26 protein-coding genes are annotated in these 26,755 nt (G+C 70.1%); 13 read left to right on the top strand and 13 right to left on the bottom strand.

Annotated features, from left to right (window positions below; translation table 11 throughout):
• Positions 1-165 precede the first annotated feature (165 nt).
• The 4 genes from ACZ7LS_RS02655 to ACZ7LS_RS02670 all read left to right on the top strand — a co-directional run bounded on the left by ACZ7LS_RS02655 (position 166) and on the right by ACZ7LS_RS02670 (position 2,901).
• Entirely contained in the window at positions 166-1,050 is an 885-nt protein-coding gene (locus tag ACZ7LS_RS02655) for a helix-turn-helix domain-containing protein (RefSeq protein WP_385129920.1), read from the top strand.
• Positions 1,047-1,259, top strand: coding sequence for a DUF397 domain-containing protein (locus ACZ7LS_RS02660; protein WP_385129918.1), 213 nt, complete (start codon positions 1,047-1,049; stop codon positions 1,257-1,259). Before ACZ7LS_RS02655 ends, ACZ7LS_RS02660 begins: the two co-directional genes overlap by 4 nt.
• 39 nt (positions 1,260-1,298) lie before the next feature.
• Positions 1,299-1,511 (top strand): DUF397 domain-containing protein, encoded by a 213-nt coding sequence (locus ACZ7LS_RS02665; protein ID WP_385129916.1) that lies wholly within the window; start codon positions 1,299-1,301, stop codon positions 1,509-1,511.
• Between the two features lie 232 nt (positions 1,512-1,743).
• Complete coding sequence (locus tag ACZ7LS_RS02670; protein ID WP_382518107.1) at positions 1,744-2,901, top strand: alkaline phosphatase PhoX; 1,158 nt, start codon at positions 1,744-1,746, stop codon at positions 2,899-2,901.
• On the opposite strand, the gene ACZ7LS_RS02675 is transcribed toward ACZ7LS_RS02670, so the two are convergent.
• From ACZ7LS_RS02675 to ACZ7LS_RS02705, 7 genes are all read right to left on the bottom strand, one after another.
• On the bottom strand, positions 2,871-3,899 hold the full coding sequence (locus ACZ7LS_RS02675; protein WP_382874998.1) for an ArsR/SmtB family transcription factor: 1,029 nt from the start codon (positions 3,897-3,899) through the stop codon (positions 2,871-2,873). The genes ACZ7LS_RS02670 and ACZ7LS_RS02675 overlap by 31 nt on opposite strands.
• 556 nt (positions 3,900-4,455) lie before the next feature.
• Entirely contained in the window at positions 4,456-7,209 is a 2,754-nt protein-coding gene (gene ppdK, locus ACZ7LS_RS02680) for a pyruvate, phosphate dikinase (RefSeq protein ID WP_382518102.1), read from the bottom strand.
• Positions 7,210-7,565: 356 nt separating this feature from the next.
• Positions 7,566-8,267: an HAD family hydrolase gene (locus ACZ7LS_RS02685; RefSeq protein WP_385129914.1), complete on the bottom strand. Its 702-nt coding sequence runs from the start codon at positions 8,265-8,267 to the stop codon at positions 7,566-7,568.
• Positions 8,264-9,388: an ABC transporter ATP-binding protein gene (locus tag ACZ7LS_RS02690; protein WP_382672101.1), complete on the bottom strand. Its 1,125-nt coding sequence runs from the start codon at positions 9,386-9,388 to the stop codon at positions 8,264-8,266. Before ACZ7LS_RS02690 ends, ACZ7LS_RS02685 begins: the two co-directional genes overlap by 4 nt.
• A 7-nt stretch (positions 9,389-9,395) precedes the next feature.
• The gene (locus ACZ7LS_RS02695) at positions 9,396-10,352 is read right to left on the bottom strand and encodes an ABC transporter permease (protein ID WP_385129912.1); all 957 of its coding nucleotides are present in this window, start codon (positions 10,350-10,352) and stop codon (positions 9,396-9,398) included.
• On the bottom strand, positions 10,340-11,236 hold the full coding sequence (locus ACZ7LS_RS02700) for an ABC transporter permease (RefSeq protein ID WP_382518092.1): 897 nt from the start codon (positions 11,234-11,236) through the stop codon (positions 10,340-10,342). Before ACZ7LS_RS02700 ends, ACZ7LS_RS02695 begins: the two co-directional genes overlap by 13 nt.
• Entirely contained in the window at positions 11,236-12,354 is a 1,119-nt protein-coding gene (locus tag ACZ7LS_RS02705; protein WP_382518758.1) for an ABC transporter substrate-binding protein, read from the bottom strand. Before ACZ7LS_RS02705 ends, ACZ7LS_RS02700 begins: the two co-directional genes overlap by 1 nt.
• Before the next feature lie 314 nt (positions 12,355-12,668).
• Here ACZ7LS_RS02705 and ACZ7LS_RS02710 point away from each other — a divergent pair, with 314 nt between their 5' ends.
• Complete coding sequence (locus ACZ7LS_RS02710) at positions 12,669-13,451, top strand: GntR family transcriptional regulator (protein ID WP_382672094.1); 783 nt, start codon at positions 12,669-12,671, stop codon at positions 13,449-13,451.
• 28 nt (positions 13,452-13,479) lie between these two features.
• Here the strand turns inward: ACZ7LS_RS02710 and dusB are convergent, their stop codons facing one another.
• The gene (gene dusB / locus ACZ7LS_RS02715; RefSeq protein WP_382518087.1) at positions 13,480-14,643 is read right to left on the bottom strand and encodes a tRNA dihydrouridine synthase DusB; all 1,164 of its coding nucleotides are present in this window, start codon (positions 14,641-14,643) and stop codon (positions 13,480-13,482) included.
• 65 nt (positions 14,644-14,708) lie between these two features.
• On the opposite strand from dusB, the gene ACZ7LS_RS02720 reads away from it, so the two are divergent.
• Positions 14,709-16,181, top strand: coding sequence for an MFS transporter (locus tag ACZ7LS_RS02720; protein WP_382518084.1), 1,473 nt, complete (start codon positions 14,709-14,711; stop codon positions 16,179-16,181).
• A 39-nt stretch (positions 16,182-16,220) separates the two neighbouring features.
• Here ACZ7LS_RS02720 and ACZ7LS_RS02725 read toward each other — a convergent pair whose 3' ends face one another.
• Positions 16,221-17,144: a helix-turn-helix transcriptional regulator gene (locus ACZ7LS_RS02725; protein ID WP_382518081.1), complete on the bottom strand. Its 924-nt coding sequence runs from the start codon at positions 17,142-17,144 to the stop codon at positions 16,221-16,223.
• A 125-nt stretch (positions 17,145-17,269) separates the two neighbouring features.
• Positions 17,270-17,464: a DUF1918 domain-containing protein gene (locus ACZ7LS_RS02730; RefSeq protein WP_129771170.1), complete on the bottom strand. Its 195-nt coding sequence runs from the start codon at positions 17,462-17,464 to the stop codon at positions 17,270-17,272.
• A gap of 232 nt (positions 17,465-17,696) precedes the next feature.
• On the opposite strand from ACZ7LS_RS02730, the gene ACZ7LS_RS02735 reads away from it, so the two are divergent.
• Positions 17,697-19,091, top strand: a complete 1,395-nt coding sequence (locus tag ACZ7LS_RS02735) for an MFS transporter (protein WP_382968172.1) — start codon at positions 17,697-17,699, stop codon at positions 19,089-19,091.
• A gap of 123 nt (positions 19,092-19,214) precedes the next feature.
• On the opposite strand, the gene ACZ7LS_RS02740 is transcribed toward ACZ7LS_RS02735, so the two are convergent.
• Positions 19,215-19,454, bottom strand: a complete 240-nt coding sequence (locus ACZ7LS_RS02740) for a DUF6243 family protein (protein ID WP_382672086.1) — start codon at positions 19,452-19,454, stop codon at positions 19,215-19,217.
• A gap of 252 nt (positions 19,455-19,706) precedes the next feature.
• Here ACZ7LS_RS02740 and ACZ7LS_RS02745 point away from each other — a divergent pair, with 252 nt between their 5' ends.
• A complete protein-coding gene (locus ACZ7LS_RS02745; protein WP_382518075.1) occupies positions 19,707-20,723 on the top strand; it encodes an aldo/keto reductase in 1,017 nt (338 codons plus the stop codon).
• Between the two features lie 122 nt (positions 20,724-20,845).
• Positions 20,846-21,430 (top strand): TetR/AcrR family transcriptional regulator, encoded by a 585-nt coding sequence (locus ACZ7LS_RS02750; protein WP_382518072.1) that lies wholly within the window; start codon positions 20,846-20,848, stop codon positions 21,428-21,430.
• 93 nt (positions 21,431-21,523) lie between these two features.
• Here ACZ7LS_RS02750 and ACZ7LS_RS02755 read toward each other — a convergent pair whose 3' ends face one another.
• Both ACZ7LS_RS02755 and ACZ7LS_RS02760 read right to left on the bottom strand, forming a co-directional pair.
• Positions 21,524-21,730: a hypothetical protein gene (locus ACZ7LS_RS02755; protein ID WP_129771042.1), complete on the bottom strand. Its 207-nt coding sequence runs from the start codon at positions 21,728-21,730 to the stop codon at positions 21,524-21,526.
• 135 nt (positions 21,731-21,865) lie between these two features.
• Positions 21,866-23,248: a glycine--tRNA ligase gene (locus ACZ7LS_RS02760; protein ID WP_365971103.1), complete on the bottom strand. Its 1,383-nt coding sequence runs from the start codon at positions 23,246-23,248 to the stop codon at positions 21,866-21,868.
• A gap of 144 nt (positions 23,249-23,392) precedes the next feature.
• Here ACZ7LS_RS02760 and ACZ7LS_RS02765 point away from each other — a divergent pair, with 144 nt between their 5' ends.
• The 4 genes from ACZ7LS_RS02765 to ACZ7LS_RS02780 all read left to right on the top strand — a co-directional run bounded on the left by ACZ7LS_RS02765 (position 23,393) and on the right by ACZ7LS_RS02780 (position 26,754).
• Positions 23,393-24,400 (top strand): metal ABC transporter substrate-binding protein, encoded by a 1,008-nt coding sequence (locus tag ACZ7LS_RS02765; protein ID WP_385129908.1) that lies wholly within the window; start codon positions 23,393-23,395, stop codon positions 24,398-24,400.
• Between the two features lie 32 nt (positions 24,401-24,432).
• Entirely contained in the window at positions 24,433-25,308 is an 876-nt protein-coding gene (locus tag ACZ7LS_RS02770; protein WP_385129906.1) for a metal ABC transporter ATP-binding protein, read from the top strand.
• 2 nt (positions 25,309-25,310) lie between these two features.
• Complete coding sequence (locus tag ACZ7LS_RS02775) at positions 25,311-26,228, top strand: metal ABC transporter permease (RefSeq protein ID WP_385129904.1); 918 nt, start codon at positions 25,311-25,313, stop codon at positions 26,226-26,228.
• An 85-nt stretch (positions 26,229-26,313) separates the two neighbouring features.
• A complete protein-coding gene (locus tag ACZ7LS_RS02780; RefSeq protein WP_129771046.1) occupies positions 26,314-26,754 on the top strand; it encodes a Fur family transcriptional regulator in 441 nt (146 codons plus the stop codon).
• Position 26,755: the final 1 nt, after the last annotated feature.

The raw sequence follows: 26,755 nt of genomic DNA on the forward strand, positions 1-26,755 counted from the left end.
CTGGGTCACCGAGTGAAGCACCGAAAGACCCATTCATGCAAGACTTCATTTTGAAGCAATCGAGCATTAGTCCTCGAACTCTCGTGCGCCATTGCGAGGTTGAGGACACGGGGCCTACATTTCGGATGCAGGGTTCATTCGTATGCGAAGGAAGGTGGGGTGCGCGTGACCGGGACAACCACGGGTTCGACGGTGCCGCGTCGGCAACTTGGGCGGCATTTGCGCGAGTTGCGCAACGCGTCGCGGTTGACCGTGAGGGCCGCCGCCAAGCACTTGGAATGGTCGGAGCCGAAGATCTGGCGCATCGAGACCGGCCAGACGTCGCTTCGCAGCCTTGACGTCGAAGCCATGTGCAAGGTGTACGGCGCTGACGGTGAACTGACCCAGGCGTTGATGGGGCTCGCCAAGGAGACGAAGGGGCGCGGCTGGTGGCACGCGTACGGCGACGTCATCCCGGACGGGTTCGATCTCTACATCGGGCTCGAAGAAGCGGCGGAACGTCTGTCCTGGTACGAAGCGGAGCTGGTGCCGGGCCTGTTCCAGACGCCGGACTACGCCCGTGCGCTCATCACGCGGTCATATCCCGACTGGGACGACGCCGAGGTAGAACGACGCGTCCATGTGCGCATCACGCGACAGGCGCTTCTCACAAGGGTGACGGCGGCACCCCAGGTAGACGTGGCGCTCAACGAGGCCGTACTACGCCGTCCCGTAGGCGGCAACAAAGTCATGGCCGAGCAGTTCGAACGTCTGGTTCACTTGAACGAGCTGGACAACGTCTCCATCCGTGTCGTGCCCTTCTCCTCGGGCCTGCACGCTGGGCTCACGTCCGGTCCGTTCGTCATCATGCGCTTCCCGACCACCGGTGACGGCCGGGAAACCGAACCGCCCACGGTCTACGTCGAGGGCTTCACCGGAGCGCTCTACCTCGACAAACCCAACGAGATCGAGCGCTACGACGGTGCGTTCACGTCCATCTGGGGCTCGGCACTCGACGAAGCGGGTAGCACGAGCCTTCTCAAACAAGCAGCGAGGGAGCTGAGCAAGTGAACAGTGCCGACCTGACAGGCGCGGTCTGGCGCAAGAGCAGCCGCAGCAACGCTGAATACAACTGCGTCGAGGTCGCGTTCCTCGACGACGGACGTGTGGCGATGCGCGACACCAAGGACAAGGGCAACGGCCCCGCCCTCGTCTTCACCCCCGGAGAGTGGACGGCGTTCGAGGGCGGCATGCTGGACGGCGAGTTCAAGCGGCCGTAACACGAGCCTTCTCAAGCAAGCAGTGAGGGAGCTGAGCAAGTGAACAGTGCCGACCTGACAGATGCGGTCTGGCGCAAGAGCAGCCGCAGCAACGGCGATGCCAACTGCGTCGAAGTCGCGTTCCTCGACGACGGACGTGTGGCGATGCGCGACACCAAGGACAAGGGCAACGGCCCCGCCCTCGTCTTCACCCCCGGAGAATGGGCGGCCTTCGAGGGCGGCATGCTGGACGGCGAGTTCAAGCGGCCGTAACACCACTCCCGTACGGAGCATCCGGAGCGCCCGACCAGGCCCGAAGGGTCGGGTGCTCCCGCACTGCGCGAGCCGCACCGCATGCCAACCCCCCGAACGACCCGCCGCAATGACGACTTCTCACCGCTCGTTCAGACGGCGGCCATTCACATCCCCTAGGCTCCTGCGACGCGCGACCCCGTGACGTCGGCCGGCGCCGTGGGGCGGTCACGACACCACCATGGAGCGACCAGTGGAACGTCGCAGTTTCCTGCGCGGAGCGGTCATCGGCACCTCGGCCGCGGCTTTCGGCGGCACCCTGTGGCGCGGCGCCGCCTACGCCGCGCCCGCCCAGCCCGGCGCGGGCCCCTACGGAGCACTCGGCACGGCGGACGCCAACAACATCCGCCTCCCCGCCGGGTTCACCAGCCGGATCATCGCCCGGTCGGGGCAGCAGGTCACCGGCACGTCGTACAGCTGGCACAACGCCCCGGACGGCGGCGCCTGCTACGCCGACGGCACCGGCTGGATCTATGTGTCCAACTCGGAGATCGACCCGTCGGGCGGCGCGAGCGCGGTCCGCTTCTCCTCGACGGGCGCGATCACCGCCGCGTACCGGATCCTCTCCGGCACCCGGCAGAACTGCGCGGGCGGCAAGACGCCGTGGAACACCTGGCTCTCGTGCGAGGAGGTGGACCGCGGCTATGTCTACGAGACCGACCCGTGGGGCGTGAAGACGCCGGTACGCCGGGACGCGATCGGCCGCTTCAAGCACGAGGCCGCCGCCGCGGACCCCGTGCGCAGGACCATCTATCTCACCGAGGACACCACCGACGGCTGCTTCTACCGCTTCACGCCCACCACCTGGGGCGATCTGTCGGCGGGCCGTCTTGAGGTGCTCGTCGCCGGTACGGCCACGAGCGGCCCGGTGAGCTGGGCGACGGTCCCCGACCCGAGCGGCGCCTCGACGGCCACCCGTAACCAGGTGTCGGGCGCCAAGCGTTTCAACGGCGGCGAGGGCTGCTACTACGCCGGTGACACCTGCTGGTTCACCACCAAGGGCGACAACCGGGTCTGGCAGTACAACGCGGCCGCGGGGACCATCGAGCTGGCCTATGACGACTCACTCGTCTCCGGTACGGCCCCGCTGACCGGTGTCGACAATGTCACCGGCTCCTCCTCCGGCGATCTCTTCGTCGCGGAGGACGGCGGGAACATGGAGATCTGTGTGATCACCCCTGACGATGTCGTCGCGCCGTTCCTGCGGATCGGTGGCCAGTCCGGCTCGGAGATCACCGGACCGGCCTTCTCCCCCGACGGCAAGCGGCTCTACTTCTCCAGCCAGCGCGGTACCAGCGGGAGTTCGTCGGGCGGTATCACCTACGAGGTCACCGGGCCGTTCCGGGCGTAGAGCCCTTCCGCGGGTCTGCCGCCGCGCAGCAGGGCGGCGCCCAGCGGGGTGAGGGTGTGCAGGACGGCGTTGCCGTGCCGGAGGGTGACGACGAGCCCCGCCTCGCGCAGGACGCAGGCGTGCTGGCTGGCGGAGGCGAGCGACACGCCGGTTCTGCGGGCCAGCTCGCTCGTCGTCGAACCGTGCTCGATGGCGCGCAGAACGGCCGAACGCGTATGCCCGACGAGCCGGCCGAGCGTAGGTCCCCCACGCTCCGTGACGGCGGGCGCGTCGGAGTGGGTGACGGGATAGACGAGGACGGGCGGCAGCGTGGGGTCGCGGTGGACGACCGGCGTGGAGCGGCAGAAGAACGACGGCTGGAGCAGCAGCCCCCGCCCGTCCAGGCGCAGTTCGCGGTCCACCGGGTAGTCGGCCTCCAGCACCGGGGAGCGCCAGCGCAGCATCGGCGGCAGCGTGGAGAGCAGTTCGTCCGCGCCGCCGTCGAGCAGCGCCCGGCCGCGCAGCGCGCGGTCCGCCTCGGCCCTGGCCCGGATATGGGGCCAGTACGGCTCGACGGCGGCCCGGTGGTACACGCGCAGGGCCTCGACGAGCCGGCCGAGGCGGCCGGAGCCGCCGTCGGCGAGCGTGGCCAGCCGTCCGCCCGGGTCCCTGCCGCGCTCATTGCCCATGACGAGCAGGGCGAGTTCGGCGCGTATTCTTTCGTGCGGTGTGGCGCGCAGTGCTTCGAGGCCCGCTTCCAGGCCCGCGTCAAAGCCGAGTCTTCCCTGAGCCGGCGTCAGGAAATCCGGGAAATAACCGCGCTGGGGAACGAGCGCGGAGAGCAGACTTGTTTCACCATTCAACCGGGTCCGGGTTTCCCTGCGCCATTCCCCGAACGCGAGCGGACCACGCCGGTCTCTTATTCGATGGAAGCTGAGAATCGTTTCCCACAGCGGGTCGGGTCCGGCGGCCATCCGCACCCCGCCGAGGTCCTTCCCGGTGAAATGAATACGCAGCATCAAATCTCCACCTGTTGCGTCCACTATCTCCCCAGAGCCCCCAGCACTGAGTATGCAGGTCATCACGGGCTGTTACCACGGTGTTTCGGCCACAGTTGAAACGCTTCGCGGTGGCGCCCGCGAAGCGAAAAGCTGTACCTCGTCGGGCATGAAACCTTGACGACCGAATAGGCGTGGCGAGGGCCGTGGGGGGCTTCGCCCGCTCGGCGGCGGTCGGTAGAGGTTGCGGCTCCATGTCCGGCCCGCGTAAAAGGAGCGCGACCGGTGGGTGGGGATCCACCGGTCGCGCTCCACCCGTTACCCGTCGTTACCCGGCGGGCAATTCAACACAGCACTCACCACCCGCACATGACGAAGGGGCGGGCACCTCCGCACAAGGCGCCCGCCCCCTCTCTGTGCCCCGGAGCCGCCTCGCCGGTCCGGCGAGGGTCAGGGATCGACCGGCAATGCGGCTCCGGTGTTCAGAGGGAATCCCCCATTTTCTCTCGGGAGTCACCAAAACTGCCCGGGAGCAATCGAACTTCGTTGCGAACCCGATCGCGAACCCGGTCGCGAATCACCGCGAATCGCTGCCGGCCGACGACGCCGCCGCGCGGCCCGCCTCCAGCCGCGCCACCGGGATCCGGAACGGCGAGCAGGAGACGTAGTCCAGTCCCACCTCGTGGAAGAAGTGCACCGACTCCGGGTCGCCGCCGTGCTCACCGCAGACGCCGAGCTTGAGCCCCGGCCGGGTGGCCCGGCCCGCCTCGGCCGCGCTCCGCACGAGCGCGCCGACGCCGTCCCGGTCGATCGTCTCGAACGGGGAGACCCCGAAGATGCCCTTCTCCAGGTACGCCGTGAAGAAGCTCGCCTCCACATCGTCGCGGGAGAAGCCCCAGACGGTCTGGGTGAGGTCGTTCGTGCCGAACGAGAAGAACTCCGCCGCCTCCGCGATCTGCCCGGCGGTCAGCGCGGCGCGCGGCAGCTCGATCATCGTGCCGAGCGCCAGGGTGAGTTCGACCCCGGTGGCCCGCTCGACCTCGGCGATGACCTGCTCGGCCTCGTCCCTGACGATCTCCAGCTCCTGGACCGTGCCGACGAGCGGGATCATGATCTCCGGGCGCGGGTCGCCCTTGGCGTTCTTGCGCTCGGCCGCCGCCTCCGCGATGGCGCGCACCTGCATGGCGAACAGCCCGGGGATGACCAGGCCGAGCCGTACCCCGCGCAGACCCAGCATCGGGTTCTGCTCATGGAGCTTGTGCACGGCCTGGAGGAGGCGCAGATCGTTCTCGTTGTGGTCCTTGCGGGCCTCGGCGAGGGCGACCCGTACGGACAGTTCGGTGATGTCGGGCAGGAACTCGTGCAACGGCGGGTCGAGGAGCCGTACCGTCACCGGCAGGCCGTCCATCGCCTCGAACAGCTCGATGAAGTCCTTCTTCTGCAACGGCAGCAGCGCCCCCAGCGCCTCTTCCCGCTCGTCGTCCGTGTCGGCGAGGATCAGCTTCTCGACCATTGCCCGGCGCTCGCCCAGGAACATGTGCTCCGTACGGCACAGCCCGATGCCCTGGGCCCCGAAGCGGCGGGCGCGCAGCGCGTCCTCGGCGTTGTCGGCGTTGGCGCGCACCCGCAGCCTGCGGCGGCGGTCGGCGTACGCCATGATCCGGTGGACGGCCTCCACGAGTTCGTCGGCGTCGTCGGCGCCCGCGTGCATGCGTCCCTCGAAGTACTCGACGACGGGCGACGGTACGACCGGGACCTCACCGAGGTAGACCTTGCCGGTCGAGCCGTCGATGGAGACGACGTCGCCCTCCTCGATGACGGTCCCGTCGGCCGTCAGCCGGCGGGACTTGGTGTCGACCTCCAGCTCCTCGGCGCCGCAGACACAGGTCTTGCCCATGCCCCGGGCGACGACGGCGGCGTGCGAGGTCTTGCCGCCGCGCGAGGTGAGGATGCCCTCGGCGGCGATCATCCCGTCCAGGTCGTCGGGGTTGGTCTCGCGGCGGATGAGGATGACCTTCTCGCCGGACCGCGACCACTTGATGGCGGTGTACGAGTCGAAGACCGCCTTGCCGACGGCCGCGCCCGGCGACGCGGCGATCCCGCGCCCGAGCAGCTGCCGCTTCGCGTTCTCGTCGAAGCGCGGGAACATCAGCTGGGCGAGCTGGGCGCCGTTGACGCGCTGGAGCGCCTCCGCCTCGTCGATCAGTCCCTGGTCGACGAGTTGGGTGGCGATCCGGAAGGCGGCGCCGGCGGTGCGCTTGCCGACCCGCGTCTGGAGCATCCACAACTGGCCGCGCTCGATGGTGAATTCGATGTCGCACAGATCCCGGTAGTGCGTCTCCAGGGTCTCCATGATGCCCATGAGCTGGTCGTACGACGCCTTGTCGATCCGCTCCAGCTCGGCGAGCGCCACGGTGTTGCGGATGCCCGCGACGACGTCCTCGCCCTGCGCGTTCTGGAGGTAGTCGCCGTACACGCCCTGGTGGCCGCTGGCGGGGTCGCGGGTGAAGGCGACGCCCGTGCCCCCACCTCTCGATGTCGCCGTCGGGCCGAGGTTGCCGAAGACCATGGAGCAGATCGTGACGGCGGTGCCGAGGTCGCCGGGGATGCGCTCCTGACGGCGGTAGAGCTTGGCCCGGTCGGTGTTCCAGGACTCGAAGACCGCGCGGATCGCCAGATCCATCTGCTCGCGCGGGTCCTGCGGGAAGTCGCGGCCCGCCTCCCGGGAGACGATCTTCTTGAACCGTGTGACCAGCTTCTTGAGGTCGGCGGTCTCCAGATCCACGTCCGTGGCCGCGCTCTTGGCCCGCTTGGCCTCCTCCAGCGCCTCCTCGAAGAGGTCGCCGTCGACACCGAGCACGGTCTTGCCGAACATCTGGACCAGCCGGCGGTACGAGTCCCAGGCGAAGCGTTCGTCGCCCGCCTGGGCGGCGAGTCCGGCGACGGAGGCGTCGGAGAGCCCGACGTTCAGGACGGTGTCCATCATGCCGGGCATGGAGAACTTGGCGCCGGAGCGTACGGAGACGAGCAGTGGGTCGTCGGCCTGGCCGAGCTTCTTCGCCATCTTCTGTTCGAGGGCGTCGAGATGCGCGCTCACCTCGTCGCGCAGAGCGGCCGGTTCGGCGCCGCTGTCGAGGTAGATGTTGCACGCCTCGGTGGTGATGGTGAAGCCCGGCGGGACAGGCAGCCCGAGGTTGGTCATCTCGGCGAGATTGGCGCCCTTGCCGCCGAGGAGATGCTTCAGATCCTTGTTGCCCTCGGTGAAGTCATAGACGAACTTCTCGCCCTGGAGCGGAAGGGTGGCTACATGGGGATCGCTGTTTTCCGACACGGGTCCGACTCCTCAAGGACGCGGTGGCTGCCCTGACGGCGAGGAACATACCCAGATCGAAGGCGCCTGGGTACGGCCACTTGCCTGTCATACGGCCTTAACCACCCGTCCGCCAGCAGATCGAAAGTGACCGTGGCGCGGCCGGGCGGACTCGCCTCCTTCACGCCTCGAAGCGGCCATGACCCGCACATGACCGGATGCGCTCATATGAGTGATGACATCGCCGTCTGAGTTCACGTAATGAACACAGAAAGGGTGGCACTGGGTGCCACCCTTTCCCTTCTGCACTCACCCAAGATCCGCTCATCTGAGCCTTGCCCACATCAAACGTGGCGAGAATCACGCTCTCGGATGGCCTAGCCGACGCCCACGGACGCCCCCGGTCCGCAGCCGCGCAGCACCGCCAGGTCGACGTCCTCCAGACTCCGGGCGAAGTACCGTCCCGCCGCCGGCTCCACCGGCAGCAGCGAGGGCACCACCAGCACCGCGCACCCCGCCGCCTGGGCCGAGGCGCTGCCGTCCGGCGAGTCCTCCACGGCGACACACACCGCCGGCCCGACACCGAACCGCTCGGCCGCCGCCCGGTAGGGATCGGGGTGCGGCTTGGTCCGTACGGTGTCGTCGGCGGAGAGCGTGAAGGCGAACGGCACATCCGCCAGCGAGCCCCCGACCACCGAGTCCACGACGGCCCGCGGCGAGGCGCTGACCAGCGCGAAGGGCACCTCGGCCCGCTCCAGTTCGGCGAGCAGCCGCCGGGCGCCGGGACGCAGCGGCGCGCCCGCCTCCACGCGCCGGAAGAAGGACCCGGTCAGCTCCGCGGCGACCGTGTCGGCGCACCCGCCGCCCGTGACCCGCACCAGATGGGCGGCGGTGTCGGCGACCGCCCGGCCGACCACTTCAGGGGCGTCCGCGCCGGTGAGCCGGTGGCCGAGGCTCCCGGCGATCTCGTCCGCCGTCTCCCACCACAGCATCTCGGTGTCCACGAGCGTGCCGTCCATGTCGAAGAGCACCGCCGCGGGCGTCGTCTCCGTACGAACGCGGGGGCGCGCCGTACTCACGCGCCGCTGCCCGGGACCGGCACCACGAGGACCGGGCGCAGCGCGGGCTCGACCCTCGCCCGTACGCCGGGGACCAGTCCGCCGGCGTCCCGGGACGGCACATCGGACTTCACCGAACCGCCGCCGGGCAGATCGAGCAGGACGCGCGTGACCGAGCCGAAGAAGGACGCGGAGACGACCGTCGCCGCGCCGGCCGGATCGGCGGTGGCGGTGATGTTCTCGGGACGGATCAGCACCTCCGCCTCGCCGCTCGCCGGCGCTTGGCCGTCCACGGGCAGCGTGACACCCGCGACCTCGACCTGACCGCCGCCCGTGAGCCGCCCGGCCAGCCGGTTCATCGTGCCGACGAACTCGGCGACGAACGCCGTGGCGGGCCGCTCGTACAGCTCCGCGGGCGGCGCGCACTGCTCCAGCCGGCCCGCGTTGAGCACCGCCACCCGGTCGGCCATGGAGAGCGCCTCCTCCTGGTCATGGGTGACGAAGATGGTGGTGATGCCCAGCGACAGCTGGAGCCGCCGGATCTCCTCGCGCAGCGTCAGCCGGACCTTGGCATCGAGTGCCGAGAGCGGTTCGTCCAGCAGCAGGACGCGCGGGCGCAGCGCCAGGGCGCGGGCCAGCGCCACACGCTGCTGCTGGCCGCCGGACATCTGGTGCGGGAAGCGGTCGCCGTGCTCGGGAAGTCCGACGAGATCGAGGAGTTCGGCCGCGCGGGCGCGCCGCTCGGCGGCGGACACCTTGCGCACCCGCAGCCCGAACGCCACGTTGTCACGGGCGTTGAGGTGCGGGAAGAGGCTGTACGACTGGAAGACCATGCCCGCGTCGCGCCGGTTGGCCGGTACGCGGGTGATGTCCTCGCCGTCCACCAGCACCTCGCCCGAGTCCGGCTGTTCGAAGCCGGCCAGGACCCGCAGCGCCGTGGTCTTGCCGCAGCCCGAGGGGCCGAGCAGGGCGAGGAGTTCGCCGGGCCTCGCCGTCAGATCGAGCCCGTCGAGGGCGACGGTCGGGCCGAACGCCCGGCGCAGACCGCGGAATTCGACCAGGGCGCCGGTCGCGCCGGTGGTCTCCGCCGCCGGACGGTCTTCCTCCGGGCGGTCTTCGGTTGCTGTCGAGGTGAGGGACATGGGAGGTCTACTCCTTGCCGGGGGCGGGAGAGGTGGGAGAGCCGGAAGAGGCCGAGAGGGCGGGCGGCGCGGGAGTCGCCGAGGCGGCCCGGGTCCCGGCACGCGACAGGAGCAGCAGCAGCGCCCAGGTGATCAGCAGGCTGAGCAGCGAGACGGCCACCGACATCCGCGCCTGCGCGCCGGAGACGGAGACGATCCACACCGCGAACGGCCGGAAGCCGAGCAGCGAGGCGATCGTGTACTCGCCGAGCACCAGCGCCAGGGTGAGGAAGGAGGCACCGGCCAGCGAGGAGCGGAGGTTGGGCAGGATGACCCGCAGGATCACATACGGCCTGCTCGCCCCGCAGTTGCGCGCGGCCTCCACCAGGGTCGGCACGTCCACGGCGCGCAGCCCGGCGTCCAGCGAGCGGTAGACGAACGGCAGCGCGAGCACGGTGTAGGCGAGCACCAGCACCACCGGGAACGACTCGTTCTGCACCGCCAGGAAGGTCTGGTAGAGCGGTGTACGGGAGAGATGGTCCGGTCCCCAGCGCAGCACGGTCGTGACGCCGGTGACCAGCGCGATCGGCGGCACCACCAGCGGCAGCATGCAGACGATCTCGACGAGCGGCCGCAGCCGCGGCGCGCCCAGCCGGACTGCGATCAGCGCCGGCACGGCCAGCAGCAGCGCCAGCGCGATGGTGGCGGCGGCCAGCCCGAGGGAGAGCAGCAGGCTCTGGGTGAAGCCCTCGGCGGAGAGGATCCCGGTGTACGGGGCGAAGGAGACGCCCTGCCCCGGTGTGTGCACCGTGAAGACGAACGACGACAGCAGCGGTACGAGGAAGTAGAGCCCGGCGAGCGCCAGCACCGCGCCGCGCCAGACGCGGGGGCGGCGGCGCGCCCGTACCCGTACGGCCTTGCCGTCCGGGGCCTGCCGCGGGGTCCGGCCGGAGGCGGGGGCGGCGGTCGGTGTCAGTGCAGCCATCGGGTGCTCCGTCGCTGGAGGGGCAGATGGACCGCCATGACCAGACCGGCGATCACGATCATGTCGAGGCTCAGCGCGAGCGCCACGTTCTCCTGTCCGACCAGGACGTTGCCGGAGAGCGCGTCCGCGATCTTCAGCGTGACCAGCGGGACCGAACCGCCCACCAGCGCGGCGGCGGTGGCGTGCGCGGCGAAGGCGCTGCCGAAGAGCAGCACGAACCCGCCGAGCAGCGAGGGCGCGAGGACCGGCAGCCCGACATGGCGCCAGAACTGCCAGGTGGTGGCCCCGGCGTTCTGCGCGGCCTCGCGCCACTGCGGGCGCAGACCGTCCAGCGCCGGGACGCTGACGAGCACCATCAGCGGCACCAGGAAGTAGAGGTAGATGACGGCGAGTCCGGTGAACGAGTACAAGTTCCAGCCCGCGCTGTCGAGATGCCCGAGCCGGGTGACCACACCGGAGATGCCGAGGGTGGCGACGAACGCGAACGCCAGTGGGATACCGCCGAAGTTGGCGAGCACGCCGGAGGCGGTGAGCACGGCGTTGCGGAGCGCGCCGCCGCGCGAGGTGACGACGGCCTGGGCGATCAGCGTGCCGAGCAGGGTGGCGGTCACGGCGGTCAGCGCGGAGAGTTCGACGCTGCCGGCCAGCGAGGTCAGATACGGGCCCTGGAGCGAACGCTGAAGGTGTTCGCCGGTCAGGGCGGTGGCGCCGGTGCCCGGGTCGTCGCGGGTGACGGCCCCGTACAGCAGCGCGCCGACCGGCAGGCCGAAGCAGAGCGCGGCGAAGACGAGCAGCGGGAGGGCGCCGAGCCAGGCGCGCGGCGCCCGCCGCCGACGGCGTTTTCCGTCGGCGGCGCCCGGTGCGGACGAGGAGGGGGTGGGCATCAGGAGACGGCCTTGTCCCAGTTCTCGGCGAGGGTGGCGTTGGCCTTGTCCAGCTCGGCGGACTCGGGGAAGCTCGGGGTGCCCTCGACCTTGGGGAGCTTGGCGACGAAGGTCTTGTCGGCGGTGCCCTCGGTGGTCATCGAGGGCAGCAGCACGGGGCGCGCGTACCCCTTCAGCCACAGGTTCTGGCCCTCGGTGCCGTACAGGAACTCCATCCACAGCCGGGCGGCGGCCGGGTGGGGCGCGTCCTTGTTGATGGCCTGCGAGTAGTACTGCGCGTACACGCCGTCGGCCGGGATGACGACCTTCCAGTCGACGCCCTTGCCGCGGAACTGGTCGGCGTAACCGGCGTTGAGGTAGTCCCAGTCGATGCTGATGGGCGTCTCGCCCTTCTCGACCGTGGCCGGGGTGGACTCGACGGGGATGAAGTTGCCGTTCTTCTTCAGCTTGCCGAAGAAGTCGATACCGGGCTGGATGTCACCGAAGGAGCCCTTGTTGGCGAGCGACGCCGCGTACACGCCGCCGAAGGCGGAACCGGACTTGGTGGGGTTGCCGTTGAGCGCCACCTTGCCCTTGTACTCGGGCTTGAGGAGATCGGCGAAGGTCTGGGGGCAGTTCTTGATCCGGGCCGCGTCGCAGCCGATCGAGACATAGCCGCCGTAGTCGTTGAACCAGCGGCCGTCCTTCTCCTTCTGGGCGTCCGGGATCTTGTCCCACGCCTCGACCTTGTACGGCGCGAAGAGGTTCTCGGCGGCGCCGCTGCGGGCGAAGGCGATGCCGAGGTCGAGAACGTCGGGCGCGCGCTTCTGGCCCTTGCGGGACTTGACGGCGGCGATCTCGTCGGAGCTGGAGGCGTCCGGGTTCTCGCTGCTGACCTTGATCTTGTACGTGGCCTCGAACGCCTTGATGACCTCGCCGTAGTTGGCCCAGTCCGGCGGAAGGGCGATCACATTGAGCGTGCCCTCCTTCTCGGCGGCCGTGACGAGGGCCTCCATCCCGCCGAAGTCGGCGGCGGAGGCGGCGGTCGCGGCCTTGGCGCCCGCGGCGGAGTCCGCGGAGTCGTCGGGCGCGGCACCACAGGCGGTGAGCGCGGTGAACGCGGCGGTGCTGAGCGCCACGGCGGCGACGAGCCGGCCGTTGGCGCGGACACGGAGTCTGGTCACGCGGTGTCTCCAGGAGCGAGAAGTGAGGGTGTCTGGGGGTGTCACTTGTTCAGACAAGATGGCATCAGTTCGCCCGGCTCAGGTATCGCGGACATGAACGGGCGATGACCACGGCGACAGGAACCGAGGAAGACCAAACCCGTACAACTGGCTGGCGATGCCAGTGAAGGGGGACGGAAACACCGGCGGAAACGTACGGTTAGAGTGAAGGTCAGGTCCGCGACCGTTGCACGTACCTGTGCACAGTTGGGTTTTCCGAGGGGGCAGGCGTGGCATCAGGCACGAACGGATCGCGCTATCTGGAGATCGCCGAGGCGCTGCGGCAGTCGATTCTGAGCGGCGAGCACCCCGTCGGCGCCCGGCTGCCCTCGGAGAGCGATCTGGCGGCCCGCTGGTCGGTCTCGCGCGGCACGGTACGGCAGGCCGTGGGACTGCTCGCCTCGGAGGGGCTGATCGGCTCCCGGCAGGGCGCGCGCCGTGTCGTACTGCGCCAGGAGCGCCGGCACAGCTTCCAGCAGCTCAACAGCTTCGCGCAGTGGGCACAGGCCATGGGCTGCGAGGTCTCCAGCCGGATCCTCAGCCGTACCACCCGCCCCGCGACCGCCGAGGAGGCGTCCCGGCTGGGCGTGGAGCCGGGCAGCGAGGTGCTGTACGTCGTGCGCGTGCGGCGGCTGGACGGGGAGCCGGTGATGGTCGAGCGCACGGCCTATACGGACTGGGTCGCGCCGGTCGTACGCGCGCTGCCCGACGACGTCGTCTCGATCATGAACAGCATCGCGGAGAACGCCGGCATCGTCGCCCACTACGGCGAGCACCTCATCGACGCCGTCGCGGCGGGCAGCGAGGACGCCCGGCTGCTCCGGGTCCGCCGGGCCAGCCCGCTGCTGCGGCAGCGTCACCTGACGAACACGGCGGCGGGCCGGCCCATCGAGTGGACCGACGACCGCTACCGCGCGGGCAGCGTGGCGTTCAGCGTCAGCAACTCGGCGGCGGCGGCGCCGCTGGAGCGGCAGGCGGGCCCCGAGGTGACCAGAAGCCCTTCCGGGGACTGACCGTCCGGGCCCCGGGAGGGGGCTCGGCTCAGCCGCCCGACGTGTCCAGTTCCGCGTCCGCGCCGACCCCCGCGCAGTCGTACGGGTCCTTCAGCCAGCCGTCCGGCAGGACGACCCGGTTGTTCCCCGACGTACGCCCGCGCGGCCCGTCCGCGCCGTCCGGCCACGGCTGGTCCAGATCGAGCCCGGCCATCAGCTCGTCCAGCTCGGCGAGCGACGAGGTGACCGCCAGCCGCTTGCGCAGCTGTGAGCCGACCGAGAAGCCCTTCAGGTACCAGGCCACATGCTTGCGGAAGTCGATCACCCCGCGGGCCTCGTCCCCGATCCACTCCCCCAGCAGCTCGGCGTGGCGCCGCATGACGCCCGCGACCTCGCGCAGCGTGGGCCGCGCCGTCTCGCCGTGCCCCTCGAAGGCCGCGACAAGGTCCCCGAAGAGCCACGGCCGGCCCAGACAGCCGCGGCCCACGACCACACCGTCACAGCCGGTCTCGCGCACCATCCGCAGCGCGTCGTCCGCCGACCAGATATCGCCGTTGCCGAGCACCGGGATCTCCGGGACATGCTCCTTGAGCCGCGCGATGGCGTCCCAGTCCGCGGTGCCGCCGTAGTGCTGGGCGGCGGTCCTGCCGTGCAGCGCGATCGCGGTCACGCCCTCCTCGACCGCGATCCGCCCCGCGTCGAGACAGGTGAGGTGGTCGTCGTCGATGCCCTTGCGCATCTTCATCGTGACCGGCAGATCCCCGGCGTTGGACACGGCCTCGCGCAGGATCGCCCGCAGCAGGGGCCGCTTGTACGGGAGGGCGGAGCCACCGCCCCTGCGGGTGACCTTGGGCACCGGGCAGCCGAAGTTGAGGTCGATGTGGTCGGCCAGATCCTCGTCCACGATCATCCGGACGGCCTTGCCGACGGTGACCGGGTCCACTCCGTACAGCTGGATCGAGCGCGGGGTCTCGGTCGCGTCGAAGTGGATGAGCTGCATGGTCTTCTCGTTGCGCTCCACCAGCGCCCGGGTGGTGATCATCTCGCTGACGAACAGCCCCTTGCCGCCGCTGAACTCCCGGCAGAGCGTACGGAACGGAGCGTTGGTGATCCCGGCCATGGGGGCGAGCACCACCGGCGGCCGGACGGTGTGCGGACCGATGGCCAGCGGGGCGGCCTGAGGTGCGGCGAGCGTGGAGAGTGGAGCGGTCATCCGCCCATTGTCGCGCACGACCGTGGCACACGGCGCCGGTCATTAGGTGGCCGTACCATCGATGAATGCCCGAGCTGAGCCACCGGCGGCGGATGCTGGTGCTGGCGATCTGCTGCATGAGCCTGCTGATCGTCAGCCTCGACAACACCATCCTCAACGTCGCGCTGCCCTCCATGCAGAAGGAACTGCGTGCCACGGTCTCCGGGCTCCAGTGGACGATCGACGCCTACACCCTCGTCCTCGCCTCGCTGCTGATGCTCGCGGGCTCCACCGCCGACCGGATCGGCCGGCGCCGGGTCTTCCAGACCGGGCTGGTCCTGTTCACCCTCGGCTCGCTGCTCTGCTCCCTGGCACCGACCCTCGAATCGCTGGTCGCGTTCCGTATGGTGCAGGCGGTCGGCGGCTCGATGCTCAACCCGGTGGCGATGTCGATCATCACCAACACCTTCACCGACCCGCGCGAGCGCGCCCGCGCCATCGGTGCCTGGGGCGCCGTCGTCGGTATCGCGATGGCGGCGGGCCCGCTGATCGGCGGACTGCTGGTGGACTCGGTCGGCTGGCGGTCGATCTTCTGGATCAACATCCCCATCGGGATCGCCGCGTTCGTCCTGACCTGGCGGTACGTCCCGGAGTCGCGCGCCCCGAAGCCGCGCCGCCCCGATCCCGTGGGACAGCTGCTGGTCATCGGCGTACTCGGCGCCCTCACCTACGCGATCATCGAGGCGCCCCAGGCCGGCCTGACCTCACCGCGGATCCTGGCGTTCGCGGCCGTCGCGGTCCTCTCGTTCGCCGGGCTGCTGCTGTACGAGCCGAGGCGCGCCGAACCACTGATCGACCTGCGGTTCTTCCGCAGCGCGCCGTTCAGCGGGGCGACGGTCATCGCCATCTGCGCCTTCGCCGCGCTCGGCGGATTCCTCTTCCTCAACACGCTCTATCTGCAGAACGTACGCGGACTGTCCGCGCTGCACGCCGGGCTGTACATCCTGCCGATGGCCGCCATGACCTTCCTCTGTGCCCCGCTCTCCGGCCGGCTCGTCGGCAACCGGGGCCCCCGCGTCCCGCTGCTGGTCTCGGGGACGGCGATGACGGCGAGCGGTGTGCTGTTCGCCGCGTTCGACGCGGAGGCGACCGACGCGCTGCTGTTCACCGGCTATGTGGTGTTCGGCCTCGGCTTCGGCATGGTGAACGCGCCGATCACCAACACCGCCGTCTCCGGTATGCCCCGCAGCCAGGCGGGGGTCGCCGCCGCGGTGGCCTCCACCAGCCGCCAGATCGGCCAGACCCTGGGCGTGGCCGTGATCGGCGCGGTGCTGGCGGGCGGCACGGCCGGCGCGGTGGCCTCCGCCTCGTACGACACGGGCTTCGTGGCGGCGAGCCACCCGGCCTGGTGGATCATCACGGCGTGCGGGTTCTGTGTCCTGGTGGTGGGCGCGCTGACCAGCGGCGCCTGGGCGCGGGGGACGGCACGCCGTACGGCGGAGCGCCTGGAGCCGGGAGCCCTCGACAGCGGGGCCGCCGCGGAGGGTCCCGGCCGGTAGCCCCCGCCGGTCATCGGCCACCGGTCACGGCCATCGGGCTCAGTAATCGGCGGGTACCAGCGCGGACGCCTCGGCGGACGCCTGGAGCTTCTCCAGCCGGAGCCTGGTCTCGTCGTCCACCGGGACATAGGTGACCAGCCGGGGCCCCGCGGACGGCCCGAGCCAGAGGTTGGTGTGCTCCAGATTCAGCTGTCCCACCTCGGCGTTGACGAACCTCTTGGTCCTGTCCCCGACCGGAGTGACCACTTCGTGCCGCTCCCAGATCTCGCGGAACTCGGGCGAGGCCGCCCGCAGCCGTCCGAGCAGCGTCTTCCACGGAGGCTCCGAGAGATGCTCCGCCATGGCGGACCGGAACTTGGCCGCCATGATCCGGGTCGTCTCCTCGCGATTGCCGAGGGCGGCCCGGAAGTCCTTGTTGGTGAAGGCGAGCCAGAGGCAGTTGAGATCCTGCGGCGGCAGCGCGTCCAGGTCACACATCATCACGCCGTACGTGCGGTTGTACGCGAGGATGTCGTACCGGCTGTTCTGCACGCACGCCGGGAACGGCTCCAGCCGCCGCAGCATCCGCCGGATCGCGGGCGTGATGGTGGGGCACGGCGTCCCGGGCGCGGGATCCGGCGCCCCGGCCAGCGCGAAGAGATGCGCGCGTTCGCTGGGGTCGAGGAGCAGGGCGCGGGCGAGCGCGTCGAGGACCTGCGCGGAGACCTGGATGGCCCGCGCCTGCTCAAGCCAGGTGTACCAGGTGACACCGACAGCGGAGAGCTGGGCGACCTCCTCGCGCCGCAGCCCGGGGGTGCGCCGGCGGCTCCCCCGGTCCAGCCCGACCTGCTCGGGCGTGATCCGCTCACGGCGGCTGCGCAGGAACCCCGCCAGCTCATGGCGGCGGATATCGCTCTCCTGCCCGGCCTGTTCCGTGTGCCCGGTGCGCGCCGTGTGCCCGGCCCGCGCGCTGGTGAAGGTCATGATTCAAGGGTGCCGCATGTCCCATCCCGTTGCCAGGCGGTCCTGGTAACGGGATAAGAGCTTCCCGCTACCAGGCATCACGCGGCGCTACCCGCGCCGCACTCGCTCCACGCGCCCCACTCGCTTCACTCGCTCTTCGAGTGCGGCTCCACGGCGGTGTCCGGGCCCGGCGACACGATCGATTCGTGACCGTTCTCGGCACGTACCTTGAACGGAGGCGAGCCGTTCGGCCCCAGCACCTCCACGACTTCCACGATCCGGTCGTGCTTGCCGACCACCCGGCCGTGCATCACGAGACGGTCGCCCTTGTTCGCTTTCATCATCACTCCAATGTCACTTGACGTAACCGAGAGTGTACGAAGCGGCCGGGCCGGTCGCGCTCGGTGAAGGCGGGTGTCGCACGCCAGCCCATTGGCGGGTAGTCCGTGTACCAGGATAAAGACACTCTGGTACCAGGGTGAGTGATGAGCGATCGTCGATGGAGTGAGTAGAGCATTCGCGTCCCTACGGAAGACATCCACCGCCGAGGCCCCATCCGGCGGACCGCCCGTCATCCATGACCACGGTTCCGTGCTCGGCACTCTCGGCCTGTTCACCGTGCTTCTCGGTGCGGCGCTCCCTCTGATCGACTTCTTCATCGTCAATGTAGCCCTGCCGACCATCGATCACGAGCTGGCCGCGGGCCCCGCCCTGCTGGAGCTGGTGGTGGCCGGGTACGGGCTGTCGTACGCCGTGCTGCTCGTGCTGGGCGGGCGGCTCGGGGACATGTTCGGCCGGAGACGGCTCTTCCTCATCGGCATGGCGGCCTTCGGCATCACCTCCCTCGTCTGCGGCCTCGCGCCGAACGCCTGGACGCTGGTGGGCGCGCGGGTGGCGCAGGGCGCCGCGGCGGCGCTGATGCTGCCGCAGGTGCTGGCCACCATCCACTCCGCGACCGGCGGGCAGCGCCGCGCGAAGGCGCTGAGCCTGTACGGCGCGACGGCCGGGCTCGCGATGGTGGCGGGCCAGATCCTGGGCGGGGTGCTGGTCGCGGCCGATATCGCGGGGAGCGGCTGGCGGGCGATCTTCCTGGTGAATGTGCCGGTGGCGCTGGTGGGCCTGTTCTTCGCGGTCCGTTCGGTGCCGGAGACCCGCTCGCAGCGGCCGGCGCCGATCGACACCCCGGGGACGATCCTGCTGGCCGCCGCGCTGGTGACGCTCCTGGCGCCCCTCACGGAGGGCCGGGCGGCCGGGTGGCCCGCGTGGACATGGGTCTCCCTCGCGGCTTTCCCGGTCGTGTCGTACGCCTTCGTACGGGTGGAGCGGCGGGCCGACCGGCAGGGCAGGACCCCGCTGGTGCCGCCGAGCCTGCTCGCGCTGGTCACGCTCCGGCGGGGGCTGGCGCTGATCGTGCCGTTCGGGATCGGCTTCGGCGGCTTCATGTTCGTGATCGCCGTCGCCCTTCAGCAGGGGCTGCGGATGGGCGCGGTCGACGCCGGACTGACGCTGGTGCCCATGGCGGTGGCGTTCTTCGGGGCGTCGCTGGCGGGACCGCGGCTGATACGGCGGTACGGCAGCCTGGTCGTCACGGCCGGCGCGGTGATCCAGACCGCCGGGGTGGCGTTGCTTGCGCTCGCCGTGTGGGGCGGCTGGCCGTCGATCGGCGGGCTGGATCTGCTGCCGGGGATCGCGCTGGCCGGTCTCGGCCAGGGCCTCCAACTGCCCGTCATCATCCGCATCGTGCTCTCCGACATACCGGCCGAGCGGTCCGGGGTGGGCAGCGGTGTGATGGTCACGGCGCAGCAGTCCGCACTGGCGCTGGGAGTGGCGACGCTGGGCTCGCTCTTCCTGAGTCTCGCCACCACGGCGGGGATGCGGGACGCCCTGGTCGTCACGCTGCTGGCGCAGCTGGGGCTGGTCGTCCTGACGGCGCTGCTGAGCCTGCGGCTGCCGCGGAAGATCGGCTGAGCGGCGGAAAAGCGGTCATACGCGGGGGCCCGGATCACCTCGGTGATCCGGGCCCCTGTGCATGACCTGTGGCGCAGGGCTTACGGCCGCGGCGTACGGCTCATGCCGTGCGACGGGAGTACGTCAGCTCTGCGGGGCGGTGCCGTCCGTCGCGTCGTTCCGCTGTGCGCCGTCGCTCTGGGTTCCGTTGCCCTCGCCCTGACCCGCGGCGCGCTCACGCATCTTGCGCAGCAGCTCCTGCTTGTGGTCGGCGGAGGCCTTGCGGTTGGCGTCGCGCGCGGGGGCGGCGGCCTGCGGGTCGGTGCGCGACAGCTTCTTGCGCTGTCCGCCGACGCCGAGAAGGTTGTTGCGGCTCTTTGCCATGGGGGTTCTCCCGAAGCGATGAGAAGTGATCTGCGGATTCGTCGGTGGGGGGCGGGTCGTCGCCGCCGCGCTCTCACTCGTAGATCTGGAAGAACATGCCCGTGACGCTATCACCGGGCGGGGCCGGGACGTAACGCGTTTTTGGCGGACACCAGACACGTGACAGCACGAGCGATGACAGATATTGAAATCTGTCATCGCTCATGTCATGGTTGTTCTGTCACTCAGCGATCTCCGCATGGAGGAACCCTCATGAACGCCATCCCCACTCGCTCTCTCGGCGCCTCGGGCCCGCGCACCTCCGCGCTCGGCCTCGGCTGCATGGGCATGTCCGCCCTGTACGGGGGAGATGTGGACCGGGCGGAATCCATCGCCACCATCCACGCCGCGCTGGAGGCGGGCGTCACCCTGCTCGACACGGGCGACTTCTACGGCATGGGCCACAACGAGCTGCTGATCGGCGAAGCCCTGCGCACCGCCCCCGCCGCCGCCCGCGAACGCGCCCTCACCAGCGTCAAGTTCGGCGCCCTGCGCGACCCGGACAACGGGTGGGGCGGTTACGACGGCCGCCCGGCCGCCGTGAAGAACTTCGCCGCGTACTCCCTCCAGCGCCTCGGCACCGACCACATCGACATCTACCGGATCGCCAGGATCGACCCGGACGTCCCGATCGAGGAGACCGTCGGCGCCATCGCCGAGCTGATCCAGGCCGGGTATGTGCGCCACGTCGGGCTCTCCGAGGTCGGCGCCGGGACCATCCGCCGGGCGGCCGCCGTCACCCCCGTCGCGGACCTCCAGATCGAGTACTCCCTGATCTCGCGCGGTATCGAGGACGAGATCCTGCCGGCCGTGCGCGAGCTGGGCATCGGCGTCACGGCGTACGGAGTGCTCTCACGCGGGCTGATCAGCGGCCACTTCACCAGCGACCGCGAGCTGGCGCCCACCGACTTCCGCTCCGTGAGCCCCCGGTTCCAGGGCGACAACCTCCGGCACAACCTCGGGCTGGTCGAGTCGCTGCGCAAGATCGCCGGGCAGAAGGGTGTCTCGGTCGCCCAGATCGCCATCGCGTGGGTGCTCTCCCGGGGTGAGGACATCGTGCCGCTCGTCGGCGCCCGCCGCCGCGACCGGCTGACCGAGGCCCTCGGCGCGCTGGACGTCACGCTGGACGCCGGAGATCTGGCCGCCATCGAGAGCGCCGTACCGTCCGGTGCCGCCGCCGGAGACCGGTATCCGGCCGGTCAGATGGCACACCTCGACAGTGAGCGCTGACCGGCGCGCGGGACACGGAGGAAGGGAGCGCCCTCATCGACCGACCTGTCGGGCCGGGGGATCTGACAGGTAATGTCATCTGTCGCATCCGCCATACGAACCATGAAAGGCCGGGCGCCCCCATGGCCACCGAGCCCCTGACCGCCGAGCGCATCCTCGAAGCCACCGAGGAGGTGCTGCGCCGCTACGGCCCGGCGAAGGCGACCGTGGTCGATGTGGCACGGGTGCTCGGCGTCAGCCATGGCAGTGTCTACCGGCACTTCGGCACGAAGGCGGCGCTGCGGGAGGCGGTCACCTCGCGCTGGCTGAGCCGTACGGAGACCGCGCTGGCCGCGATCATGGACGGGGAGGCCGAGCCGGGCCCGGAGAAGCTGCGCGGCTGGCTGCTGGCGCTGTTCGACACCAAGCGGCACAAGGCCGGGGACGACCCGGAGCTGTTCGCCACCTTCTCCGTGCTCATCGACGAGAGCAGCGATGTGGTCGACGCGCATCTGGCGGAGCTGGCCCACCAGCTCACCCGGATCGTCGAAGAGGGCGTGCGCGAGGGCGAGTTCGTGGCGGCGGACCCGGCGAGTGCGGCCGGGGCGGTCTTCGCCGCCACGGCCCGCTTCCATGACCCGGCGTACGCGCCGGAATGGCGGAAGCCCACGATCGACGCCGAGTTCACCGCCGTCTGCGACCTGCTGCTGCGCGGTCTGCGGGCCTGACACGGGCCGTGGGCCCTCCCCCGGGTTCCCGCTCGGTCCGCCACCCGCTCGGTCCGTCCCGCCGCCCGCCCAGGCCCCGCTGTCCCCGTCCGCTCAGTCCGCCGCCGGGTCCACCGTCGCCTGGTGGGCCTCGGTGAGATGTTCCTCCGCCTTGAGCCAGGGCAGGAACTGCGCCCCCTTGCGCCAGCCGCAGGTGTCGCAGATCAACGACCGCTGCACACCCGCCTTCTGGACGCGTACGACATGCTCGCGTCCGTGCTGATCCCATCTCCTGACCGTGCTGGTGGTCGTGGCCGGCATGATCCGTGCCTCCCTGGTAGGTCAGCGCCCAGTCTGCAACGAAGCCCCCGGTTCCGTGAGGGAACCGGGGGCTTCGAGCTGTGAACGTAACCCGCCGTTCAATGTGGGCCGTTGTTCAGCTGTCGTCAGCGACCGTCAGCAGCCGAGGAGCCGGGCGCCGAGGTAGCTCTGGATCTGGTCGAGCGAGACGCGCTCCTGCTGCATCGTGTCGCGCTCACGCACGGTCACCGCGTTGTCATCCAGGGTGTCGAAGTCGACGGTCACACAGAACGGCGTGCCGATCTCGTCCTGGCGGCGGTAACGGCGGCCGATGGCACCCGCGTCATCGAACTCGATGTTCCAGTTGCGCCGCAGGTCCGTCGCGAGGCCCTTGGCCTTCGGCGAGAGCTGCGGGTTGCGGGAGAGCGGCAGCACGGCCACCTTGACCGGCGCGAGGCGCGGGTCGAGACGCATCACGGTGCGCTTCTCCAGCACGCCCTTGGCGTTGGGCGCCTCGTCCTCGTTGTACGCGTCGAGGAGGAAGGCGAGCATCGAGCGGCCGACACCGGCGGCGGGCTCGATGACATACGGGGTCCAGCGCTCGCCGGCCTCCTGGTCGAAGTACGACAGGTCGTGGCCGGACGCCTTGGAGTGCGCGGAGAGGTCGTAGTCGGTGCGGTTGGCGACACCCTCCAGCTCGCCCCACTCGCTGCCGCCGAACTGGAAGCGGTACTCGATGTCGGCCGTGCGCTTGGAGTAGTGCGAGAGTTTCTCGGCCGGGTGCTCGTACCACCGCATGTTCTCCTCACGGAGACCCAGGTCGGTGTACCAGTTCCAGCGCTGCTCCATCCAGTATTCCTGCCACTGCTCGTCCTCGCCCGGCTTGACGAAGAACTCCATCTCCATCTGCTCGAACTCACGCGTGCGGAAGATGAAGTTGCCCGGAGTGATCTCGTTCCGGAAGGACTTGCCCATCTGCGCGATGCCGAAGGGCGGCTTCTTGCGCGACGTCTGCTGCACCTGGGCGAAGTTGGTGAAAATGCCCTGTGCGGTCTCGGGCCGCAGATAGGCGATGGAGCCGGAGTCCTGCGTCGGGCCGAGGTGGGTGGAGAGCAGACCGGAGAACTGCTTGGGGTCCGTGAACGTGCCCTTGTTGCCGCAGTTGGGGCAGTTGATGTCGGCGAGGCCGTTCTCCGGCGCCTTGCCGTGCTTCGCCTCGTACGCCTCCTCCAGGTGGTCGGCGCGGAACCGCTTGTGACAGGAGGTGCACTCGGTGAGCGGGTCACTGAAGGTCGCGACGTGGCCGGACGCCTCCCAGACCTCCGTGGCGAGGATCACCGAGGAGTCGATACCGACAACGTCCTCGCGCGAGGTGACCATGTAACGCCACCACTGACGCTTGAGGTTTTCCTTCAGCTCGACTCCGAGCGGCCCGTAGTCCCAGGCGGCGCGCTGACCACCGTAGATCTCACTGCACGGGTAGACGAAGCCACGGCGCTTGCTCAGGTTGACGATGCTGTCGATCTTGTCGGCGGCCACGGTGCTCTCTTCATTACGACGACGACGAACGGCGAATGCTTCAGATTAGCGGCGGCCGCACCCCTTCGATCAAATCGGTGCGGGGTAAGAGGCACCTGCGACCCTTGTTGACAATCGTTTCCACTTTTGTTGAAAATGACAGTCATGAACGCACGACGCCTGATACCCACCGCCACTCTCGCCGGAGCAGTCACCCTCGGCCTGGTCGCGCTGTCCGCCTGCTCCTCCTCCGACGCCGCCGACAAGAAGAGCGGTGACCGGCTCGCGGTGACCGCGTCGTTCTACCCCATGCAGTTCCTGGCCGAGCGAATAGGCGGCGACCACGTCTCCGTCACCACGCTCACCAAGCCCGGCGTGGAGCCGCACGACCTGGAACTCGCCCCCCGGCAGGCCGCCCAGCTCGGCGAGGCCGACGTCATCCTCTATCTCAAGGGCGTCCAGCCCGCCGTGGACGAGGCCATCACGCAGTCCGGTGTGAAGAACACCGTCGACGCGACCTCCCTCACCACGCTGGAGAAGCACGGCACCGAGGTCGGCGGCCACTCCCACGACAGCGGCCACGAGGACGGCCACGCGGGCGAGGAGGGCCACGGGGAGAGCCACCCCGCCGGCGAAGAGGACGCCCTGGCCGGCAAGGACCCGCACATCTGGCTGGACCCGGTGAAATACGCCGAGGTCGCCAAGGGTGTCGGCGCCTCCCTGGAGAAGGCCGACCCGGACAACTCCGCCGCGTACCGGAAGAACACCGACGCTCTCGTGAAGGAGCTCGGCGGCCTGGACACGGCGTTCAAACAGGGACTCACCGGCACCACCACCAAGACCTTCATCACCACCCACGCCGCCTTCGGCTATCTCGCCGAGCGCTACGGTCTGACGCAGGAGGCCATCGCGGGCATCGACCCCGAGTCGGAGCCCAGCCCCGCCCGGGTGAAGGAACTGCGGACCATCGCGGAGCACGACAAGGTGCGCACCGTATTCTTCGAGACGCTCGCCAGCGACAAGACCGCCAAGACCCTCGCGGCGGACTCCGGTCTGAAGACCGGAGTCCTGGACCCGCTGGAGGGAATTACGGACAAGTCCAAGGGCGATGACTACATCGAGGTCATGCAGTCGAACCTCGCCGCGTTGCGGACAGCACTCGGCGCGAAGTGAAACAGCCGGCAGCGGTATCGGAGGCACCCGACATGGCGACCAGGGAGAGCGGTCAGACCGCCGAGGCGGCGCGGCGGGCGCCGGAGCGGGGCTCGGCCCCGATCGTGACCGTCCGCGGCGCCAGGGCCACGCTCGGTTCACGCCCGGTGCTGCGCGGCATCGATCTCGCCGTGCACAGCGGTGAGGTCGTCGCCCTGCTCGGTGCCAACGGCTCCGGCAAGTCCACCGCCGTACGGTCGGTGATCGGGCAGGTACCCCTGACGGATGGCGAGATCACGCTCTTCTCGACCCCGCTGCGCCGCTTCCGCGACTGGGCGCGCGTCGGTTACGTACCGCAGCGCACCACCGCCGCGAGCGGGGTGCCCGCGACCGTCCGCGAGGTCGTGGCCTCCGGCCGGCTGTCCCGTACGAGGTTCGGCCTGCCCGGCAGAGCCGACCGGGCCGCCGTCGAGCGGGCCATCGACCTGGTCGGGCTCACCGACCGCGCCAAGGACTCCGTGGACGCCCTCTCCGGCGGCCAGCACCAGCGCGTGCTGATAGCCAGGGCGCTCGCCGCCGGACCCGAACTGCTGATCATGGACGAGCCGATGGCGGGCGTCGACCTGGCCAGCCAGGACATCCTCGCGGCGACACTGCGCGAACAGGTCGCGGCCGGTACGACCGTACTGCTCGTCCTGCATGAACTGGGCCCGCTGGAGCCGCTGATCGACCGCGCGGTGGTCCTGCGCGACGGCTGCGTGGTCCACGACGGACCGCCGCCCCGGGCGGCCGGCCGGCACTCTTCCCCAAGCTCTTCGAGCGGGGGAGGCCCCGTGCCCGGCGACGATCCCGATCCCCTCGCCCATCCGGATCCGGGCTGCCATCCGCACGCGGCCGGTGAGCCGCTCCGCACAGGACTGCTGACCTGACCATGGAAATCCTCCAGACCGCCTTTATGCAGCGCGCGCTGATCGCGGCCGTACTGGTCGGCATCACGGCCCCGGCCGTCGGCATCTACCTCGTACAGCGCCGCCAGGCCCTGATGGGCGACGGCATCGGCCATGTCGCCATGACCGGGGTCGGCCTCGGTTTCCTGCTCTCCACCAGCCCGGTGTGGATGGCGACCCTCGTGGCGGTCGCGGGCGCCGTCACGATGGAGCTGATCCGCGCGTACGGCCGCACACGCGGCGACATCGCGCTGGCGATGCTCTTCTACGGCGGCATGTCGGGCGGCGTCCTGCTGATCAATCTCGCGCCGAACGGCTCCAACGGCAGCCTCAGTACGTACCTCTTCGGCTCCCTGTCGACGGTCTCGCCGGCGGACGTGACCGCGATCTCGCTGCTCGCCGCCTTCGTGGTGCTGGTCACCGTGGGGCTGCGCCGGCAGCTCTTCGCGATCAGCCAGGACGAGGAGTTCGCCCGCGTCACCGGACTGCCGGTGCGCGCGCTGAATCTGCTGATCGCGGTCACGGCCGCGGTGACGGTCACCGTCGCCATGCGGGTGGTGGGGCTGCTGCTGGTCAGCGCGCTGATGGTGGTGCCGGTCGCGGCGGCCCAGCAGATCACCCGGTCCTTCGCGGTCACCTTCGTCCTCTCCGTCGTGATCGGTACGGCGGTGACACTGGCCGGCACGGCCACCTCGTACTACCAGGACGTGCCGCCCGGCGCGACGATCGTGCTGATCGCGATCGGTGTCTTCGTGGTGCTGACCGCGCTCGCCACCCCCCTCGCCAGACGCCGGGCCCGCGCGCTGCGGGCCGCCGAGGCCGCGGCCGCCGTACCGGACGTGGAGGCGCCGGACATGGACGTGCCCGCCCCGCGTACGACCGCGGGCGATGTCACGGTCTGACTGCCGGGCGGTCACGAACTGGCACAATGGCCCGTGGGAAAGCGGGCAACGCCCGAGGGATACGGGCAGAGGCAAGGAGGCACCTGTGACGACTGCGCCCAGCGGTGGATCAAGCGCGGCCCCCGTGCGCGGCCGATCGACCCGCCAGCGTGCCGCGGTGGCGGCGGCGCTCGACGAGGTGGACGAGTTCCGAAGCGCGCAGGAGCTCCACGACATGCTCAAACACCGTGGTGACTCGGTCGGCCTGACCACGGTCTATCGCACCCTGCAGTCCCTCGCCGACGCCGGCGAGGTCGATGTGCTGCGCACGAACGACGGCGAGTCGGTCTACCGGCGCTGCTCGACCGGCGACCACCACCACCATCTCGTCTGCCGGGTCTGCGGAAAGGCCGTGGAGGTCGAGGGGCCCGCGGTGGAGCAGTGGGCCGAGATGATCGCCGCGCAGCACGGCTATGTGGCCGTGGCACACACGGTGGAGATCTTCGGCACGTGCGCGGAGTGCGCGGCGGCGGTCGCGAAGAACTAGC

It is taken from the genome of Streptomyces sp. NPDC039430 (genome assembly GCF_055639435.1).